This window comes from Mesorhizobium sp. BR115XR7A, from assembly GCF_020165315.1.
Taxonomy (GTDB): domain Bacteria; phylum Pseudomonadota; class Alphaproteobacteria; order Rhizobiales; family Rhizobiaceae; genus Mesorhizobium; species Mesorhizobium australicum.
Genome location: NZ_JAIUHW010000002.1, coordinates 585,684 through 605,439 on the forward strand (window position 1 = coordinate 585,684; position 19,756 = coordinate 605,439).

The window sequence follows — 19,756 nt, forward strand, 5'->3', positions numbered from 1 at the left end:
CCTCAGTTCGCGAGCTTCGTGGCGGAGAATTCGATGCGCCGATTGAGCGCCTTGTTCTTTGCCGTATCGTTGGCGGCAACCGGCCGCTCCTCGCCATAGCCGGTGGCGCTGATCTGGCGGCGCTGCACGCCATCGGCGACCAGCGCATCGGCAACCGCCCTGGCGCGCCTTTCGGAGAGCGCCTTGTTCGCCTCTGGCGAACCGTCCGAGTCCGTATAGCCGGCGACCTCAACATTCAGGGTCGGGCATTTGCCGACGACACCCTCGACCTCGGCGAGCAATGGACGGCTCTTGGCATCAAGTCGGGCGCTGGCTGCACGGAAGTAGATGGCTCCCGTGCGCGACAAAACAGCAAACCGGTTGAGGCACTCCTCATCGCTGAAATTGGCTTTCGCAGCGTCGGTGGCCACGGGACCGACTTCGGCGGCGCCGGCCGCGACTGTCTGTACAGCACCCGGCTTGCTGCCCTCGGCAGCAAAGACGAAGTCGAAGGACACCGAGGCAGTGGGCACTATGTTGGTCACATTGGCGGCCTGCTGCAGCTTGTCGACATTCGGCAGCAGGCCGAAGTCCTCCACATGCACCGCAACGGGAGCCTCGGAAGCAACCGAAACCTGAGTGTCGCTGATCATGGTGATGACGACGCTCGCCTCCAGATCCTTGTCGACGCCATGCAGGCTGAGCCGGAAGGGCAAGCTTGCCTTGATGCGGCGCTTGGCTGGCAAGTCGGCAAAGGCCGCCGGGTCCACCTTTGCCGTCAGCTCGGCCGTCGGGTACTTGAACGTTTCGAAGAACAGGAAGCGCATGCGCACATTGCGAAGGTCGACGCCGGTGTCGACGGAATTGAGATCGAAGCTGACCTTGGCATCACCGGCGGAAGTCAGCGTGCCGGTGATATTCCTGATCTTGTTGGTTTCGACGATCGTGTTCTTCTTGACCGACTGATAGGTAAGCACCGAAGCGTCCGGATCGAGCGTCCAGTTCGGCGCGGCACTCGCCGATTCCGGTGCGAGGAACAGAAATCCAAGTATCGCTAGGACGATAAGGCCAGGACGCTGCGCTTTTGCTCGCGCTCGCCAGAATGCAACGACTTCGAACATGGAACGCCCCCGCCAGGCACCGATCTCGCTAACGGCACAGCGCAACCATAGAGCACTTGTCCCTGCTTGGCGAGCGTTGGCGAAAGTGACTACGATAGGCCTGCACTGCCTCGCGCGGTAGAAGCGCTATCCCCAGCCACCGCCACCCCCGCCGCTACCGCCGCCCAAGGGCGCAATGACAGGCGCGGTTTCCTTCTTGACCGGTGTGAGCAGTTTCTTGGCGGTCACATTTTTGTGCTTCACCACCTTTGGCGCGGTCGTCGTGCGAACCGACTTCGTACGATGTTTCGTAGTCGTCGGCTCAACGGGAGGCGCGATGGTTGTGCACCCTGCCACCGTAAGGAATAGGACGATTGCGACGATTACCTGTTTTAGTGACCAGCCCACCTGTTGCCTCCATGTTGTCAGAACAAGTCCCGGCGCGGGTTGGCTTGATCCCAGACCGCCCTGGCCGTCTTGATCAGTTGATCGTCCAACGAACCGTTGGCCGAAATCTTCGCCTTCAGGTCCCCACGCATCTGCTTCAAGGCCGCCGACTTCGCCTTGGCGCCAAACTTCGCCAGGGTATTCCTGGCATCGGGAGTCTCGTTGCGAAGATCGAGCGCGGCCGCGAAGGCAAGATAGCGCACCGCCACAGCCTGGTCCGCTTTTTCGCCCCTTTGCATCTCCAGAGCTGCGCGATCATACGCAGCCGACTGATCGCCGCGCGCCGTCGCGAGCTCGAACAATCTTTGCGCTTCTTCAAGATCCTGCTGCACGCCGACACCGTCCCTGTACATGCGCGCAAGGCTGCCGGGAGCGTAGGGCTGGCCGAGATCCATCGATTTCTGAAAAAGCGAGAGCGCTGTCTTGGGGTCTTTCTCGACCCCCGTGCCAGCGAGATAATTGCGGCCGAGCAGGTTCATCGAGTACATGTCCTGCCGCTCGACGCCAGCCTTGAGGAAAGCCACGGCGCGAGCTGCATCGGCAGGCACACCATTACGGCCTTCGGTGAAGATGGCGGCGAGGTCGTTCATGGCATAAGTGTGCCCCATCGCCGCCGCCTTGAGCAGCAGATCCAGCCCTTTGCCGGTGTCACGTTCGATGCCATATCCGTTGAACAAGGCGCGACCCCACGAGGTCATCCCATAGGGATCGCCCTTGTCGGACGCTGCAGCATAGAAGGTATTGGCCTGCTTGCGATTGACGGGCATTCCCGTTCCCGTCGCGTTGAGGTAGCCCAGCTCGAACACTGCGCGCACATGCCCCTTGTCGGCAGCCTCCTGGATCGCCTTCTTGGCCTCATCGACCTTACCAACCGCAAGCAACGCCCGGCCGAGCTGGTAGTGGAAGCGAGCCACATCGGGATAGGCTTTCACCGCCGCCCGGCAGACGTCAACGGCGTTGCTGCTGATCTCATTCGGCAACAAACCGGGGACGACGCCCTGCAGGTCAAGTGGCTCACCGGCCTCCCTGTCGCATGGGTCGACGCTTGGCGAGAGCTTCATCGTCGCCGGCTTCGAGGACGTGTTGTCGGCCCTGATTTCAAAGCCGACGATCAGTGGCTGGACGGCGCCAATCTGGGGTTCATAGCGCAAGTGGTCGACTTCATCGGCCATCAGGCTCGAATCTGGCGACAAGGTCCGATCCGGCAGCGACAGCGTTCCCGTTGCCGGATAGCCCGCAAGTTTTAGGCTGACCGCCGGATCCGCGGTTGGGAAATCCAGTTGCAACGGAACCGGGCCGACGCCAACTGGAACATGGACTTCACGATTCTCGATCGCTTCGGCGGCGCCGGCAATGTGAATGCCGCGTTCCACCGCTTGCTGCTTCTGCTCGGACTCCAGCGAGGCTATAAGTTGCTTGCCCTCGGCACCCTCACCATTCTTGACCCGGAACACCAGGATGCCCTGGGATTCGCCACCCCAATTGTCGCGCGTTGAATAGGCTAGCATGTCGACTTGTTCCTGGGCACCCACACCTTTGGGCACGTCCATTCGCAATCGCGGGAGATCCTTGCCGGCAATCGGCTCCCCCGCCGCAACCGGCTTGCCGTCCAGAATCAGATGCCCCAGCGACGGCTGCCTGTCGATGCTGACGGTGACCGCACCGCCATCGACATCGACGGGCTCCGGCAATTCGAGCGCGACAGGCCCGACGCCGGACGGTACGACCTTTTCCAAGACCGGCGGCAGTGCAGGCCGGTTGGCGCGACGCATGAGGACGACCTCGTCGATCAGCGATGAGTTTTCCCAAGGCACCTGCTTACCGGCCGTAGCCTGGACCACATCCCTGCGAACGGCCGCCATGACCGAGCGTATCTCCTGGTTCGGCGCCAGCGCGCGACGGGAGAAGGCGGAGGAGAAGGGGCTGAGGTCGCCATTTCCGTCATAAGCGACGGCGCCGGGCTCGGTGGCGAACGCTATAAGCGTGTTCAGCGAGCTTTTCACCTGCGCAAGGCCGGTGTTGCCAGCAACGATCAGCTGGTCTCGCAACCAATAGTCCTTGCGCGGAAACGGATTGTTGCGGCAGGCGTCGAGGATGATCACCTGGATCTTCGATTTCGTCCGCAACTGCTGCAGCACATCGTCGAGCTTGACGGCCTGGACCTCAATGTCGGCCGCGTTCTTGAGCGATGCATCGACCGGGATTAGGAAATTTTCTCCGCCGATCTGAAAGCCGTGGCCGGAATAATACACGATCGCCAGGTCGGCACCGTCCGCCGCTGCGAGGTAGTTGCGGTACTGCTTTTCGAATTCGATCTTGGTGAGATCCTTGGCGACGAACACATCGAACCCGGCCAGCCGAAAGGTGTTCGACACGTCCTCGGCATCCTTGTCCGGGTTCTTGAGGGCCGGAATCTCGCGGTACTCGGAATTGCCGATGACAAGGGCCACCCTACGATCGGCACAAGCTTGGAATGCCGTGAAGCTCGCGAGCATCAGGGCCGCAATGAAAGCAAAACATCGCAGCATGGCGCATCCTTAACTGCTCATGACCTGGAGGGCACAAGACACAGCTTGCGACTACCTAGTCTGTTAAAGACTTCACAATCTGCCCAAAACGGCAAGGTCGCACCCGCGATGGATGGCAGGTGCTGTTCCCACAACTCCTAAAATAACCCAGTGGCGTGGGTACCGCAATAAGCCGGGAGAATGCGAACGAGTCTGCGGCATGATCGGACCCTGCAGAGTTAGTTGCTGTCGCCCAGTTGGCTATGTCGACAATGGGCGGGCCTGAGTGACATTGTCTCGACTCGGCCCGTTGTTTGGCGTCCGGTGCCCTCCAGGCTTCTGGTGCTTCGTGTGTCCGTTCCGCACCTGCGCGGCCGCGACAATCCTGACTTTCCGCCGATGATCGAGCACACCGTGGCGAGCATCCGCGACAGCTCGGGTCCGGACGACCCGATCATCTGAAATCGCCCAAGCGATCTGGCGGCCCGCCGACGATCCCTCTGCACCGCTGCGCATCGCAGCCGGTGCTGATTCGGTGGCCTGGATGGCACAGGCGGGCTGGAGCCTCCGGGATGTTTCACGAGATCAGCCGCCTCCTGAGGTCAGCGTGTCCGTAAGGACGACGCAAAGAGGTCGTCGTAAGGTCGTAAGTTCACTTATAGCCGCAGGATCGGCGGCCAAGACGACGCGCTCGGGCTGCCAAGTGGCAGGAGACTCAACGCGCCTGCTCTTGCGGAGAAAACTTTTTCCGGCACCCCGTGCCTGATTATGAGATGCGCAAGAGGTCGCGCAGGCGGACCGGCAGTCGAGGCGAGGCTTGCAGTTCGACACAGCTCGCCTCCCATAGCTTCAGATAGTCGGCGATCGGGACACCAGTGCGGCCGGGCCAACGGTTGAGCGCGCCCAGCGCCTCGACACAGTCCGGCGCCCGGTCGTATTCGGCGAGGATGGTCACCGACATCGCCTGAGCGAATGGATTGAGGCCAGGTATTTCGATCTCGCCGCGATGGTCAGCGAACCACGCGGCGGCGTCGCTGGTGAGCCCCTGGCCGTCGGCGAGAGCGGTATAGCCTCGAATGACGTTCTGGCGATACTCGGCGATGGCATCGCCGAAAGCGCTGTCGCCGGCAAAGGGTGGATTCTCCTTCCAGCTTCTCGCCAAGCGCTCCAGGCCACGCAACGAAAAGGCCTCCACCATTGCTTCCTCAAGCCACTGGCAAGGCGGTGCGGGCTTGGCATCGGCCTGCCAGCTGTTGGCCGCGACATGGCCGAGCTCATGGCCGAACTGGTAGGCGAGCTTCGACCAGTCGCGCTCGCCAATATCCACAATGATCCACGCCATGCTGGTGCCGTCGGGATGCAGCCACACGGCCGGCGAGCCGGACGTATGTTCATCGACGCGCAGCCGCGTCGGCTGGCGGTCGGACAGCAGGCGGACGCCATCCAGGCAGGCGTGCCGCATGCGCTCAACGACCTGTTCGGCCGAGCGTGGCAGCATGTGACCCCAATTGCCGGCGAGTTCGATGGGGGCGGTGAGGAGGGAGACAGGAAGCGTGGTAGGTGGGACCATAGCTGCGTAGCTCTCCGCGGCGGCGTGTCGATCCGTCAACCTGGGGAGAATCACCTTTCCGGCCGCCAACCCTCCCAAGAGTGTAACGAAATCTCGTCGTCGCACTTTGATTCCCAATGTTCGACCGGCCCGATCTAAACTAGCATGCTGCCCACCAAGGACAAAGGCTCGGGGAGCGGATAGGAATCAGGAGTGGGCGAGGCCATCTTTTCGCAAACATACAGTGGAGATGATCTTTCACGTTGGCAGGTGGCGCACGAGATGTCCATTCGCCTTGAAGAAGGAGCTCTTATTGTCTCGGATACCGCCCGGCACGGCTGGCATCTTTTACGTGTATATGATCCAGGTGTTCTCTTTAGAATTGTAAAGCTGAAAGTCCAGATCAAGTTCTGCATTGATTCTACCACCAATTTCTACATCCACCACTATGGCTCTTTAGATATTGCAGAGATCTCTGCCGACGGCGCAGTAATCAACAATGGCATCAGCAAAAAGATTTCGGTCGCGAAATTATCTGATGGCTCGTTCGATGTTGAGGTAACGTTTCTGAGTTGCCATCCCACACTCTCAATTGGCTGCTCCAACAACCGACAGGCCATGTACACTGGCAGTGGGAGCGAGCAGTTTGTCCTCATGAGCGTGCTGGTTGAGGCGTTTGACGCAGAAACCGAATTGTCCCGTACACCAGCAGAGGAGCGAATCACGCTGGTGGACGTCGGCGGTCAAGGGGGGCTGCAACTCAAGTGGATGCTGAAGGCTGAACAGATCACGCCGGTGGTCTTCGAACCCATAGCATCGGAGGCGGCACTAGTCAGGCAAACCCTTAGCCGCATCCCCGGGGGCCAAGTCGTAGAAAAGGCGCTGGCGCACGCGGCAGGCGTTCAGAAACTTCATATTGCTGCGGCGTCGGGGTGTTCATCGTTGAGGGAGCCAAATTTCGAGGTCTTGCAGCACTATTCGATTGGACCGATCTTCCGAACCATCGATACGCAAGAGGTTGAATGTGTTCGATACGACGAGCTATTCCGGATGCAGGAGGCTCCCTCTCCGGACGTGATAAAAATTGATGTGCAAGGGTTCGAGTACGAAGTTCTAGTCGGCTTTGGACACCTCCTCGAGTCCTGCCTGGCCATCGAACTGGAGACGCATTTCGTGCCGATATATCGAGGGCAGAAGCTAATCGGTGACATTGTAGACATGTTGGGGGATTTCGGCTTCGCACTACGGCAGGTGAGGCAGGTACCGAATTTCGATGGTGATGCGGTCGAGTTTGATACGTTATTCACGAAGAGGCGAGACCGGGTCAGCAAGCTCTCAGAGCCGGCCAGACATAAATTTCAAGTGATCACCGATGTATTGGGCACTATCCCCTACACTTAGTCGAGCCGGGCCATATGCAAGTTCGTGCGGAGCGAAGCGCCTTTCTCAAAGGCGATCCCCTCGACGCACGAATTAACCAGATCGTTGATCTGCAGCGCTCGGTGTCGCGTCATGTGCCGCTCTCTTGCAAGCCTCATTCCAGCCTTTCGGATTGTATCCACGGCAGACCGGTTTCGCTCATCAGTTATCCATTCTATTTTCTCCAATAAGTCTTCCTTATCAACAAAAATGCATGTTTGATAATCTACAAAACCCAAAGCGTTCATTTCCTTTTCGATCAGGCGGTCTGTCAATAGCAGTGAGCCAACGGAGGCTATTTCGAAATTTTTGAGATGGACGTAGCGATAGCTGTGACCATCACAGAAACAACACAGGTATTTAGACAACTCATCATAGTATTTGGTTTTTACAAAGGCATTGCTATTCTCATTATATTTGTTCCAATATCCTGGGTGCCCTAACACCTCGATCCTGCTGTCGTTTAAGCTAGCTGCATATTGCCTCAGGGGCCGATCCCACGCGATGCTTCCGGACACCAGAATTTTGGGGAGAGGATCCTCATTGAAGGAGATTCGATCATGGTCCTTGCAGCCCTCAAGAGATGACGAATATGGCACCCATACAACAGAACCATGATCGAAGTGATTCCTAAATTCGTAAGCGTAAGGGCTGATTATCGTATCCGCCGAGCAAATAAGGTAATTCAACAGTTCATCATAGCCTGAATCATAGCTTACAAGATCGTCAACTTTAAGAAGTTTGTAGGCAGAAATGCGGTCCAGCGGGATAGGAACTTTTCCCTGATAGGCCACTAAGAGCGCGGAATAAGAGTTCAAATGCTTCAAGGTTTCTTCGTCGGAAAAATTTGTCGAACTGGAGTCGATTATATCAAAGTCATAGAGCTCGTTCAAAAGACCGATCAAGTAGCCGTGCTCGTCAGCTAGGTACGATGAAAGCCAGTCCATGTCGCATATTACGGCTTTGTGCAGAGCATGATTACCTTTTTCTTCACCCATGTGTCGGTGTGCCTTTCGCTTTCCAGCACTCGATGACTGCGCTGATTCAATCAGTTCAACCCACTCCGCAATTGTATATTCCCAATCGAACTTTCGCGCGGCCAGCTGTATCGATCTGCATTTCTCTACATACGCCGACGGATTATCCCGATAGAAGCGTAGGGTCGCCGCTGTGAAATCTTTGAACTTCTGGGGCTCGACCGGAGCAAGGATCCCTCCCCCCTGGGCGGCCTTGATTGGGAAGTGCCCTACCGGCGTACCGATTACGAGCCTCCCAGCCGCCGCTCCTTCCAGGACCGACAAGGGACCGGACTCGTTGATGGAACTCATCACGACAGCATCGACGCTTTGATAGAAGTTGGGCATATCGTGAAATGAAATTTGGTGGGATGTCGAACCGGGGACCTTGAAGACCAGTCCGGCATCCAGCGCCGCTATCTTCGCCAGCCTGCCACGTTTCCACTCGACGCCATAAGCCATAGCGGACATCGTTGATGCGTAACCAACGGTGGTCAGGCGCTCTGAGACATCAGTGTAAAATTCGTCGTAGTTGACGCCTAAGGACGCAACCATTGGCGGTCTTAGAACGCCCCGCATCACCGAAGCGCAGTAAAGATATTCGCTGACCACCCCATAATTAGCGAATTTTTCAAAAATATTTATTCCTTTTTGCTCAATCAGTAATCGAATGTCGAATTCATGATGAGATAGAGCTACTATTTTTTCGTAAGGAACACGATAAACGTCCACCAACCTAGAAACACCGTCGAGGGCCGATATGACCATGTCATAGTAGGGAATAATACTATGAATATATTCAATATGGTTAATACTGCAATCAAGCATATCGCAAATATACCCAACATTGTGCAAATTCTTACAAATATCATAATATATACGGCCATGCGAGCAACTAGCATGTCCGTAAATTAAAATCTTCCTGGAATGAGGCCGCCTATTTGAGTTCATCCGTATTACCGGATGAATGACATAACCCTCGATCGCTTTCCTATCGAGGGTGGGGTCACGGAGGCTCAAAGCGAGTCCTCCAGAACTCTCAGTGCACCAGTTCTCCGATGCGATGAATAGCTCCCACGTGCTGCATACAAGAGCGCTGAGCTTCATCTGACCGTCAGGTATGGCCGACAAGAATAAGCCCGCCGACTTGAGCGCCAGCAAACCACGCTCTAGCGGAATCAGTTCAAATACCGTGGGATCGACGGCCTGGCTTTCGCTCTGCGACTGCGAGATGGAAAAACACGTGCCAGAATAGCAGGAGATCGGTTCGGCCGAACCATCGACGGCATGGATCAGCCGACCGTGCGCGCTTGCGCCCACCGGACGGTCGCCCCGCTCAAAAAATGCGTTCGCCGGACTACTCTCCAGGGGGCCGTGTCGCAACTCACCCGTAAAGGGCTCGACATAAATGACGGTGCCGAACGCCGTGAACAACCGCGCGGGCTCAAAGGACAGACTGCTCATGCTCCTGCCCGCAAGTCGTTTCGTATAACCAAAAAATCCGAGTTGTCCTCTAGCACTGTTTGGCCGTATCAAGTCCGAGCGTATTTAGCTCCGCGCCAGCGCCGGGTCCGTGACATTGAAGCGCCAGCATGCGTTCGCACTTGGTTCAGCCGAAAACACCAGCGATCATCGTTACCTGGATAGCAGCCGCTAGGGCTCGCCGGTTCAATCTCGTCCGCACGCGCTAAAAAGCGGATATCAGCGTCGTCGCCCTCTTCCTCGCGCGACACTTCCATCAGAGCCATGTAGCTGCTACTTGTCAGATTGAAAAGATCCTGCACCTTGAGCCCCATTAATGTCATTGCGATCCTTGGCAGGGGGCTGTACGGCCCTTGCCGGCCACCATTTTAGGCGCGGACGGGTTTGGCTGACTCTATCAACTCCACCCATTCATCGATCATGTAGTCCCAATCAAACATTTTGGCGGCTTCCCGTATAGAATGACACTTATCCACGTATGCCTGGGGATTGGCTTTGTAGTATAATAATGCGTTGATGGTGAATAGCTTGAATCGCCCTGCATCAATCGGCGCGATAATGCCACCTCCCTGATATGCGCGGAGCGGAAAGTGGCCAACTGGAGTGCCAATGACGAGGCGGCCAGCAGCTGCCGCTTCCAGCACCGGGAGCCCAGCGGCCTCGATCATTGATGTCATCAGAATCGAATCCACAGTGCTGTAATATGCCGGCATATCGTGGAAGGACACTGGCTTCTCGTGACTACCCGCTGGCCGAAAATCAAGGCCAGCACCCTCAGCGCACTCGATGGCCAATTCCCCCCTCTTTTTCTCAATGCCTTCTTTAGTTTTATGCGACATTGACGAAGCATAGCCGACAGTTCTGAGGCTGCCCGGTATAGCAGTATCAAACTCTGTGAAATTAATTCCCAACGATGTCACCAACGGTACCCGTGGCACTCCCAAAATCGCCGACTCAGACACCATACTGTAACTTACAACACCAAAATTGGCCAGCTGATCGAAAATTCCGATGCCCTTTTTATGTATAAGAAGATCAAAATCATAATATACACCATGAGATATACCAATTATTCTGTCAGGTTCCACAAGATAGTTATCGATCAGAAATGGTATGCCGTCCAGACCGGATATTATAAAGTCGTAGTACCCAAGCATATCTATTATTTGATTGCGGGTGTACGAGATGCGCCAATTCAGGATGTCCGATATGTACCCGTTCTCGTGCAACCGCTTGCATAAGTCGTAGTATACGCGACCATTTGACCATTCCGTATTAGCAAAGAAAAATACCTTCTTCGCTCTCGGGGCTCGATTGGAGCGGACCCTAAACATTGGATCGATTATAGCTCGACGGATGGCCCCCCAGTCAATTTGCGCGTCTAACTCAGGCGCCGCATCGGAAGCGAACGCAGTGCACCAGTCTTCTGAGGTTAAGAAGCACTCCCACAAGCTGCACTTCAGTCTCGAAAGGTTGACTTGGCCATTTGGTTCGGCGCAGAGATAGTAGTGCTCGGATCGGAGGCTCAGGAGCCCTCTCTCCAAGGTGATGATACGGAGCGACGGTGAATCGCCATCTCGGTCTATCGCTAGGCGCCCAGATTGACCAGGTCTAAACTCTATCGGAAGGAGCTCGGACCCGTTATCGTGCATGATGCGGCATTGCCAGGCGGGTCGATCCGCAACCAAAACCACATTCGCTGGCACGCTATTAGGTGCACCATGCCGGAGCTCACCTGATGACGGCTCAACGTATAGCACCGTACCAAAAATCGTAAACAGACGAGCTCTTCTCTCTTTATCCATCTAGGCATCTGGCGAATTAATAGGACGGTTCGATAAAGTCAGACATTCTCCCAAATTTTCACAGCGGAATTTCAGAGGAGGCCATCACAGAATCGAGAAATCGTGCTTCACTTTTACTCATTATATCCTCGGATACCGCATAGACATCTTCGCCATCGTTCATGTGAAGGCAGAAGTATTTGTGTTGTTGCAAGAGCGTTTCAGTGTGTTCACGGTCAGCCATCTCAAGATGCCTAGTCTCGTAGATTATCAATTTGGGACGAAACATATCGAAAGGAAAGCTTCGAACTACGGTGCCGTCATACCCCTCGGCATCAACCATCAGAAAATCTACATCGGCCACGTTCAAATCTGTTAAGATACCACGCAACGTCCTCGTCTTTATCAACATCTCATCAATAAGGCATTCAAGATCCGGGATTGATGAGGAGTGACTCAGAAGTAAAGTTTTATTGAAGGAAGACAGGCCGTTATACCATGAGACTGGAGGGTTGCTCAATGGTTTTACGGCATAGAAAGGTTGAAAGCCACCGTCATCACTGCCATGTACGGCAACGTTAAGTGTGATTATATCCGGAATGGCCTCGTATGTCCTTTTTAGAGACTCGAATATGAAAGGGACAGGTTCAATCAATATCCCCTTCCAATGATGTTGCTTGATAGGCTCGCTCAACGCGGTCCCGTCATTCGCTCCGACTTGCACGAGCGTGACCGGTCTTCGACTAATTCGAGAGAACAGATCGCTGCGTATTCGCCTCGTCAAGTCACCCAGCTGGTCTTGCCGTTTGCGCTGAACAAAAAAGCTAAGATTGCTTTTGAGGCGTTGGTTGGCTCGGTCGAGGTCGAGCGCTTTCTGTCCCCACTCGACGGCTCGATCCATCGAATTGAGTTTCCATGCTGCAATCGCGCCAAGGTCGAACAGCCGAAAGCCCCAGCAATTCGTGTCGTCCAGATAGCTACCGGTTCGGTGTGACTTCTCGATCCCATTGGTCGCGGCCCAGAACAGGTTCAGCCAGTCGGCCTTAGCATGGAACTCCTCTGCGAGGTCGAGCCAGATTTCTCGTCGGTGCGGCGCTTCCATCCGGGCTTTGTCCAGCCAGGACAATCTCCCCTCCGGCTGCATGCGCGCGATGTAACGCATAGCCTCGGAGCGTTCTTCTCGCCAGGTGCTTGTCGGCAATGCAAGGTAGCGCTCAAGCAGTTGGACGGCCCGCTCTTCTTGGTTAGCCCACATCAGATCCCGCCCGAGCCAGAAACAGATTTGAGCGTCGTCGGAGTCTTCCTTGTGTGCTACCTCCATCAGCGGCAGGTAACTGTTTCTTGTTGGCTTGGCGAGATCCTGCACCTCAAACATGACGATATCGCTGCTGTTCGCCGAGACTTCCTTTTCTCCCGTAAAGACCAGCGCCTCGTGGACCGGTCGCTTGAACCGATAGCCCCAGCGATGATGAAAATTCTTCGCCGGCCAGCTTCGCAAAGGTGTTGGGTCATCCACTCTCGACCTGTAGATCGTCTGGCAAAAAAGGGCTGTCGTCTCGATGGTCCAGGCCGCTTCGAGCTTCGCCCGCCAGCCTGGCTCGAGATACCGGTCCATGTCCATGGTACAGCAAACATCGACGTCGGCCGGGATCAGGGCCATTGCCGCGTTGCGGGCGTCGTCAAAGCGCCACGGGCGCACCGCTATGCTGTGCACGGTGACGCCCGCAGCGATTAGCCGTTCCACCGTACCATCAGTGCTGCCGGTGTCGGCCACAATGCGATAATCCGCCTCGACAGCAGAATTGGCCCAGCGCTCGGCGTTTGCAGCTTCGTTCAAGGCGATGGTGTAGACGGCGACTTTCAATGAATCCCCCTCACTCAAGATGCCGTGATACATGGTGCCTGACGGACATGCCCGGCACCCCCTTGCGGATGGCCACCAGCCCACCGAGCAATTTTGCCCGATTCAACTCATAATGGCTGTCGAAAAACAGGATTTCGGCGAATGCATCGGCAAGAGCGCTCACCCCCAGCGGATCGACAGAGCGCGCGCTACCATGCTGCTGGATTTCTCGCATCAGGTTCTTGGTTGGAGTGATCTTGTCGGCATCCTCGCCCGGCGGCTGCCAGTCGAGATCCTCGATAAAATACCAGCCGCCCTCGGCAAGCAGAGGGAAAAACTCGCGCAACGTGAGCTGCTCATCGAACGAGGCGTGGCTGCCGTCATCGACGATCACGTCGAGCGATCCCGGTTCGAGCTTCGCGGTGACGCGACGCAGATCCTCCAGCTTGGACTGGTCGCAGACGAACGATTCGAACCTGTCTTTGTTGAACCTCGAATGATCCGTTAGGTCGACGCCGATCACCCGGCAGAATGGAAAATAGCTCTTCCACAAGTCGACCGAAGGCGTTTCGGCCAGGGTGCTTTGCGCCTGATTGATTGACTGGCCAATCTCCAAGAGGAAACGCATGGCCAACCTCCGGCCCGAAAGCAGGCGATCGTAGATGCGAGCATAAGCGTGTCGGTTCCCTGTATGCCGGTTCCTGTCGGTGTTGAAGCGATCGGCGAGATTGGTGAGCGTGGGGAAGCTGTCGAGCGGATTGATCAACTGCGAGATCAGTGGCGCTCCTGCGCCGCCCGGCCGCGCATCGTTGCGTGCCGTCCACAGGTGAATGCCGAACACACGGTCATCGTTCAAATAGTCGGCCAATTCCGCTATCGGCTTGTCGAACCGGTCGATCTCTGTCCAGTCGATCGCGTTGAAGAACATCGGGCTGAACACCCATTCCCGCAGTTCGGCGCCTGCGTCGGACGCAATGTAATCAGACAGAAGCTTGGGGCCGATGTCTCCAAATTCCTTGCCGTGTGAGGCGTGAAAGCGCTCCATCGACAACTCGTACAGCTGCCTGAGATGACGGCTGTACGGCCTTGCATAGATGACGTTGCCGCAAATAAAATGACCTTTGTGCGATCCGCGCCATTGCAGATTGAAGAAATGCTCGCCGCGAAAGGGGAACGGCCGCAGCAGGATGACGTCGGAATCCATCCACAGCCCGCCATGCTCGTAGAGCAGGGCGTAACGGAAGATATCGCTAAAATACCTGATCTCCGAGCCGGCGACGATCCTCTCGAACAAGGGCTGCGGCATGACGTCGTCAGCATTGCGGATTTCGACCCCATGTGGGACCAGGAACGCAAGCTTCTCCGGTGCGTAGCTCCACACCCGCACCGGATGGCCCACTGCCCGCATTGAGGTCATGGCGGCAACGAGGGTACGATGCTCGGCCTTGTCGGACATCACCTGGTAGAAGCAGTTGATTTGCGGAAGCGCTGTGTCGTCGCTGCCAAGAAAGCGCGACATCCGCGCGTCGAACTGGCGCGATCGTGTCCGCCGCTCCAGCGGAGAATCAACATCGCGCAGAAAGAGCGCGAGCTCATCAAAGGTTTTGTCTGTCGACTTCGTGCCGGCCGGCCCTAGATCCTTGTCCCTTGGCAGCGCCTGGCCTACATCAGTTATGGTTTTGTCGTCGGTGTGGTCAGGCTTGATGCCCACTTCAGCTGGCGGACCGCCATATACTGAACAATCTGCTTGAGCCCGCGAGGCGGCAGAAGACGGCGTCAGCCTCGACGCTGTGACAGCCCCACCCGATGGCAGGTCATCCATGTCCTTCAGAAGCCATCTCACCTCGGCCTCGTCGACAGTCGCGATCCAGGACTCGCTGTCGGTTATGCTGTAGGAAATCAACAGATGCCTTCCATCCGGGTGCCACGCCAGCCCCGCAGCGAATTCAACGCCTTTTTTGTCGAAGAAGAACGGAAGGCTTACTTTTCGCAACGTGTCAACTTCGTCGAACCAGACGAACCGATGCAGACAGTAACGTCGCCTCCCCTCAGCCGGCGACTGCACTTCATGAACCAATGCGAGCCAACCACCCGCGAAGGCGATCAGCTGGGTCCCGCCCCTGAACCGTTGGGCAGCAATGGCCGGGGGAGTCTCGCTGATGGTCGCGGCATGCTCGTCCACGATCCGCGTGGGGTCACAGAGGTAAATGAAGTGCAGCGTCTCTGCCTCTGCCCCCACCGTGCCTGGCTTGACTTGCGGCATCCAGTTCTTCTCGTGCAGCCGAGGTCCTGCCGGATGCAGCATGCGCCAGTCGGTCAGCCGGGAGCCACTCTCGTCGATGCGCGCTATGACCTGCTCGCACCAACCCTCCTCCGTCAATTCGCGCACGCAAGAGATGCCCCACAACTCATTGCGCCAAGCGAATAGGCGCATGTCTTCAAATCCGAGAACACGGTCGTTAGCGGGTTCCGGCATATCAACCGGCGGCAAAATCTCGCTTGCGGACTGGATGGCGAGTTCATCATTCAATCGGAGCAGGAAATTGCGCGTGTGAACCGGAACTCCGCCCGGCGTGTCGTATTGCAGGTTGTCTTCGGCCAGGGTGTAGTTAACCGTCCGCTGCAAGAGCACGATCTGGTCGCCCAATCGAGCCACTGACGGGTTTGACGGTCGATAGCCATCGGGCGCCGTGAAGCCCACCGGACGCGCGCTGAAGGACGGCATCATCGTCTTGGCGGGCTGCACATAGAAGAACAGGTTGGACCACGCCAGTTCCCTAGGGCCGTCGCCAATGGTCCGGCTCAGCGCCAGCCAGTTGCAAACCGCGAAGCCGCGGTCCTTGCGCACAGGATCGCGCGAATAGTTCGCGGCGATCGCAAACTCTTCCAGCAGGCCTGTCGTGTAGACGTAGTCCTCCAGAAACAGGATGTCCTGCTCGGGCCGCTTGATCGCCAGCCCCGCTTCGGAAAACAGCACACTGGCATCGTTCATTCCCTTGTCGCGGTAGAACCTGGCCAGGTCATAGAGCGGCTCAGCACGTTGCGGCCGTTGATTGAAGGCGGCAAGCGCCTGCTCAACGAAGCCTGGCTCGTCGCCGAGCTTGCGCAAGCAGCGGGCCCCCTGCAGGCGTGCGTTCCACGCTTCCTCGTCCCAGCCGCCCATCGCGGCGCGTTTGGCGTAGGCCACCGCAGCCTCAGCCGTCCGCCCGGCGTCGCGATAGGATTGCGCCAGATAGAACCAATAGCGCTGATTTTCCGGATCCCTATCAAGAGCTTCGAGCAACAGCCTCGCGTCGCGCTCGAACTTGTCGACCCGGTTCGATCCGCTGGCGTGGTCCTTGTACCAGGCACTGCGCAGTTCCAGCACACCGTCGGGCACGTCGAGATATTCATGGGTCACCCCGTGGTAGCGCGCGCCGGCGTCTCGCCTGACCAGGCGGGTGTTCCAATAGGTCAGGCCGGAATCCGATCGCTGCAGCAGCCGGTAGCCCGGACTGACGAGTTGTTCTCGGAAGCCTACATTCTCGACCACCAGTTCCATGTCGGCGTCGTCAAATAGCAAATAGTCGTAAGCGAGTGCCGAGGCGTAGGCGTGATCAAGTGCTGCGTTACGCGCCTGCTCGAAATTCAGGAAGGGAAACTCATGCAGCTCGCCCGGCAGGTTGCGGGCAGCGAAGTAGGATTTGATGAAATCCTGGGTCCCATCGGTCGAGCCGGTATCGCCGATGACCCAGCAGTCGATGTGGTCGACCACCGCTGCGAAGCAGCGCTGAAGGTTCGCCATCTCGTTCTTAACGATCATGTTGAGGCAGAGGCGCTTGTGGCTTGTCATCTGTGTATCGTCGGCTCCGTGCGGCGGTCCGTCACGCCACCCCTCGATTAGTTCACCGCCATTTGCCAGGTGTCGTCAAGATCGAGAAACGTTGATCCGAGGTTCTAAGTGGCATCCCGCCAGAGGAGTGCCACGCTTGACGTTGCTCACATTTGCGACATGGCAAGGGCTGGACAGGAGACGTTAAGGGCAGGGTTCTGAAGAACAATTTTCAGCAACTGCGTTAAAGAATGGCCCGCACCCGCTCCCTGATCAATTATCCGTTCGCTTATAGTTTACAAATCCCTAATTTTCTGTTTACTAATGTACAGCCTGGAGGGCACTCGCGCAGTTCGCGGGTGGGTTGGCGTTCTTGAGAGGGTTTAGGAGTTCTGGAGTAGCTAGGCCACTTCGCGGCTGAAGCAGGTGCGTTCGCAAAGCGTGCGCTGCCGCGTATACGTTTGTCCTTCTGCTGGAGGCGGACGGGTTCCCGTTCCGGAGATCCCTCTCGAGTTTTCGCCGAGACATCGGCGTGAACATGACGGGAGTGAAGTCGTGAGTCGGGTAAAATCGCGTGCGCATCGCAGGAAATGTGATGCCTTAGCTTCGCCACCCCTCGACCATTCGCATTCGCGGCTGGACATCGGAACCGATTTAGAGATCGGTTGTCGGGCTGCCGCTTGCCAGACGAACAATCGAAAACCAGCGCGGGGCGCCATTGGACACGTAGCGCACAAAGGCGCCCGGCGTCTGCCCCCCACCCACCCACTACATTCCCACCCACCCGCAAGACCGGGCGCGTCGTGCTCGGTCGGGCGCTTGTAAAAGGCCGAACACGAAAGGCGCGGCGCAGTCGCCGCTACCGAGGAGGATAGTATGAGTTACGCGGCAGGGTTTGCGGTTATGGAAGTCACCGTTAGGGGCGTTTTGCCGATCGGAGACGCGACCGAAAATGTGACTTATTTTATCCTGGACACCGCCAGGAGTGCGATCGTTGGCCAGGTCGCCCTTCCCAAAGCCGTCAAGCGAAGCCTTGCGGTAGCGCTGACCGTCAAGGTGCCAAGCACTGCCGGCTCATTTGCGATTGGGACGTTTGACGATGGCGGCAGTTTCAAGGTTGCCAGCTTCCTGCGGGTAGAAAGTCCCTCTGTCGACGGCGCAGGGGCCGCCGTCGGGCCGTCTGGAAGTTGACCGCCTAACCTTCTTGTCGTTTGCCACGCCCCCCGAAGCCGGAGGCGCATTCCGTTAGTTGAATTCAAGCCAACAGGAGCCAGTCATGGCCCGTGCCTCTGAAATTCTCTTTGTCGATCCTTCGATCTCCGACCTCGAGACTGTCATCAGTAATCTTAGGCCCGAAGTCCGGGCTGTCGTGCTCGATGGCCGCCGCCCGGCGGAGCGGCAGATCGCTGCCGCCCTTGTTTCGCACAAAGGGCTCGACGCGGTCCACATCATGGCCCATGGCGCTTCGGGCCGTGTCAATTTCGCCGGGGGAGAATGGTCGGTCGGGACGCTGGAGGCAGCGGCTGACGATTTCGCCGCAATCGGCAGGGCACTTGCGGCGGACGGCGAGCTGAGGCTGTGGAGTTGCGAGTCGGCATCAGGGAATTCCGGCGAAGCCTTTATTGAGGCGCTGGAAGAGGCGGTCGGCGCGGATGTCCGCGCATCAAGATCGTTGGTTGGCGCCGCCGACCTGGGCGGCGCCTGGGAACTGTCGGCACGTGCGAGCTCGCCCACGCCCCTGCCACCCCTGACCTCGGATGGAGCGGCAAGTTACAGCGGGGTGCTTGCAGTTGACCTGACGATCACCGGCAACTTAACTATTCAGAATGGTAGCGCCACTATCAACACTTATTACCTAGTAGATACAACATTAAATCCTCATTTGTTGGTTGGCAGCTTCCCACTTCCCCAATCAGGGCACAACATTGTCAGTGAATTTGCTGTAACAATAACAATTCCAGACCCTACACATACTTATCAAATATACGACGCTGGTTTCAATCTATACGGCACACTAACGCCAGGGGCAGGAAATACTTATGTTTTAACGGACGGCCCTGTCGCTGGCCCTGCCAATGGCAACGGAGGCAATCAATTTGATACTGGTACTTTCAGCACCAGTACAGTTGGCGCGACAGGCCCGGCGGGACCTACGGGAGCGACCGGCGCCACCGGCGCGACCGGCGCGGGTGCGACCGGCGCCACCGGCGCAACCGGAGCAACCGGAGCGAGTGGCTCTACCGGTGCCAGCGGCGGAACAGGCGCGACCGGCGCCTCTGGTGCAACAGGAGCGACCGGTTCTACCGGCGCAAGTGGCGGAACCGGGGCGACCGGAGCAACTGGCTCGACCGGCGCCACTGGCTCGACCGGAGCCACAGGTGCGACTGGCGACACCGGTGCCACAGGTTCGACTGGCGCCACTGGCAACACTGGTGCCACTGGTTCAACCGGAGCTACAGGCTCCACCGGTGCTACCGGCTCGATCGGTGCGACGGGGTCGACTGGTGCGACGGGGTCGACCGGTGCGACTGGTTCGTCCGGTGCAACCGGTGATACCGGAGCGATTGGCTCGACCGGAGCGATCGGGGCCACAGGAGCAACCGGCTCGACCGGAACTACCGGAGCGACAGGCGCTACCGGTGACACGGGTGCCACAGGTTCGACTGGAGCAACGGGCTCGACGGGCGCGACTGGGTCCACCGGAGCCACAGGTGCGACTGGCGATACTGGCGCTACGGGTTCGACTGGCGCCACCGGCTCGACCGGAGCAACCGGCTCGACTGGTGCAACTGGAGCCACAGGCGCTACGGGTGACACGG

10 protein-coding genes are annotated in these 19,756 nt (G+C 57.5%); 3 read left to right on the forward strand and 7 right to left on the reverse strand.

Annotated features, from left to right (window positions below; genetic code table 11):
- Positions 1-2: 2 nt before the first annotated feature.
- The 3 genes from LB557_RS06845 to LB557_RS06855 all read right to left on the reverse strand — a co-directional run bounded on the left by LB557_RS06845 (position 3) and on the right by LB557_RS06855 (position 5,603).
- Positions 3-1,100, reverse strand: a complete 1,098-nt coding sequence (locus LB557_RS06845; RefSeq protein WP_224644302.1) for an OmpA family protein — start codon at positions 1,098-1,100, stop codon at positions 3-5.
- Between the two features lie 404 nt (positions 1,101-1,504).
- Positions 1,505-4,054, reverse strand: coding sequence for a caspase family protein (locus LB557_RS06850; protein ID WP_224713033.1), 2,550 nt, complete (start codon positions 4,052-4,054; stop codon positions 1,505-1,507).
- 745 nt (positions 4,055-4,799) lie between these two features.
- On the reverse strand, positions 4,800-5,603 hold the full coding sequence (locus tag LB557_RS06855; protein WP_224644142.1) for a hypothetical protein: 804 nt from the start codon (positions 5,601-5,603) through the stop codon (positions 4,800-4,802).
- Between the two features lie 192 nt (positions 5,604-5,795).
- Here LB557_RS06855 and LB557_RS31745 point away from each other — a divergent pair, with 192 nt between their 5' ends.
- On the forward strand, positions 5,796-6,983 hold the full coding sequence (locus LB557_RS31745) for an FkbM family methyltransferase (RefSeq protein ID WP_224644143.1): 1,188 nt from the start codon (positions 5,796-5,798) through the stop codon (positions 6,981-6,983).
- Here LB557_RS31745 and LB557_RS06865 read toward each other — a convergent pair.
- The 4 genes from LB557_RS06865 to LB557_RS06880 form a co-directional block, all read right to left on the reverse strand.
- Entirely contained in the window at positions 6,980-9,481 is a 2,502-nt protein-coding gene (locus LB557_RS06865) for a glycosyltransferase (RefSeq protein WP_224644144.1), read from the reverse strand. The two genes, LB557_RS31745 and LB557_RS06865, sit on opposite strands and share 4 nt — an antisense overlap.
- A gap of 386 nt (positions 9,482-9,867) precedes the next feature.
- Positions 9,868-10,656 (reverse strand): glycosyltransferase, encoded by a 789-nt coding sequence (locus tag LB557_RS06870; protein ID WP_140715937.1) that lies wholly within the window; start codon positions 10,654-10,656, stop codon positions 9,868-9,870.
- 706 nt (positions 10,657-11,362) lie between these two features.
- The gene (locus LB557_RS06875; RefSeq protein ID WP_224644145.1) at positions 11,363-13,147 is read right to left on the reverse strand and encodes an FkbM family methyltransferase; all 1,785 of its coding nucleotides are present in this window, start codon (positions 13,145-13,147) and stop codon (positions 11,363-11,365) included.
- Positions 13,148-13,157: 10 nt separating this feature from the next.
- On the reverse strand, positions 13,158-16,958 hold the full coding sequence (locus LB557_RS06880) for a glycosyltransferase (RefSeq protein WP_224644146.1): 3,801 nt from the start codon (positions 16,956-16,958) through the stop codon (positions 13,158-13,160).
- Between the two features lie 855 nt (positions 16,959-17,813).
- Here LB557_RS06880 and LB557_RS06885 point away from each other — a divergent pair.
- Together LB557_RS06885 and LB557_RS06890 are read left to right on the forward strand one after the other, a co-directional pair.
- Positions 17,814-18,128 (forward strand): hypothetical protein, encoded by a 315-nt coding sequence (locus LB557_RS06885; protein ID WP_140718414.1) that lies wholly within the window; start codon positions 17,814-17,816, stop codon positions 18,126-18,128.
- Between the two features lie 85 nt (positions 18,129-18,213).
- Positions 18,214-19,756, forward strand: a 1,543-nt coding sequence (locus LB557_RS06890; protein ID WP_224713034.1) for a DUF4347 domain-containing protein, incomplete at its 3' end; no start/stop codon positions are given.

Bases quoted from the DNA above. Each gene is read 5' to 3' on its own strand.
- LB557_RS06865 (WP_224644144.1), bottom strand. From the start codon at position 9,481: ATGAGCAGTCTGTCCTTTGAGCCCGCGCGGTTGTTCACGGCGTTCGGC.
- LB557_RS06885 (WP_140718414.1), top strand. From the start codon at position 17,814: ATGAGTTACGCGGCAGGGTTTGCGGTTATGGAAGTCACCGTTAGGGGC.
- LB557_RS06870 (WP_140715937.1), bottom strand. From the start codon at position 10,656: ATGCTTGGGTACTACGACTTTATAATATCCGGTCTGGACGGCATACCA.
- LB557_RS06880 (WP_224644146.1), bottom strand. From the start codon at position 16,958: ATGACAAGCCACAAGCGCCTCTGCCTCAACATGATCGTTAAGAACGAG.
- LB557_RS06850 (WP_224713033.1), bottom strand. From the start codon at position 4,054: ATGCTGCGATGTTTTGCTTTCATTGCGGCCCTGATGCTCGCGAGCTTC.
- LB557_RS06845 (WP_224644302.1), bottom strand. From the start codon at position 1,100: ATGTTCGAAGTCGTTGCATTCTGGCGAGCGCGAGCAAAAGCGCAGCGT.
- LB557_RS06855 (WP_224644142.1), bottom strand. From the start codon at position 5,603: ATGGTCCCACCTACCACGCTTCCTGTCTCCCTCCTCACCGCCCCCATC.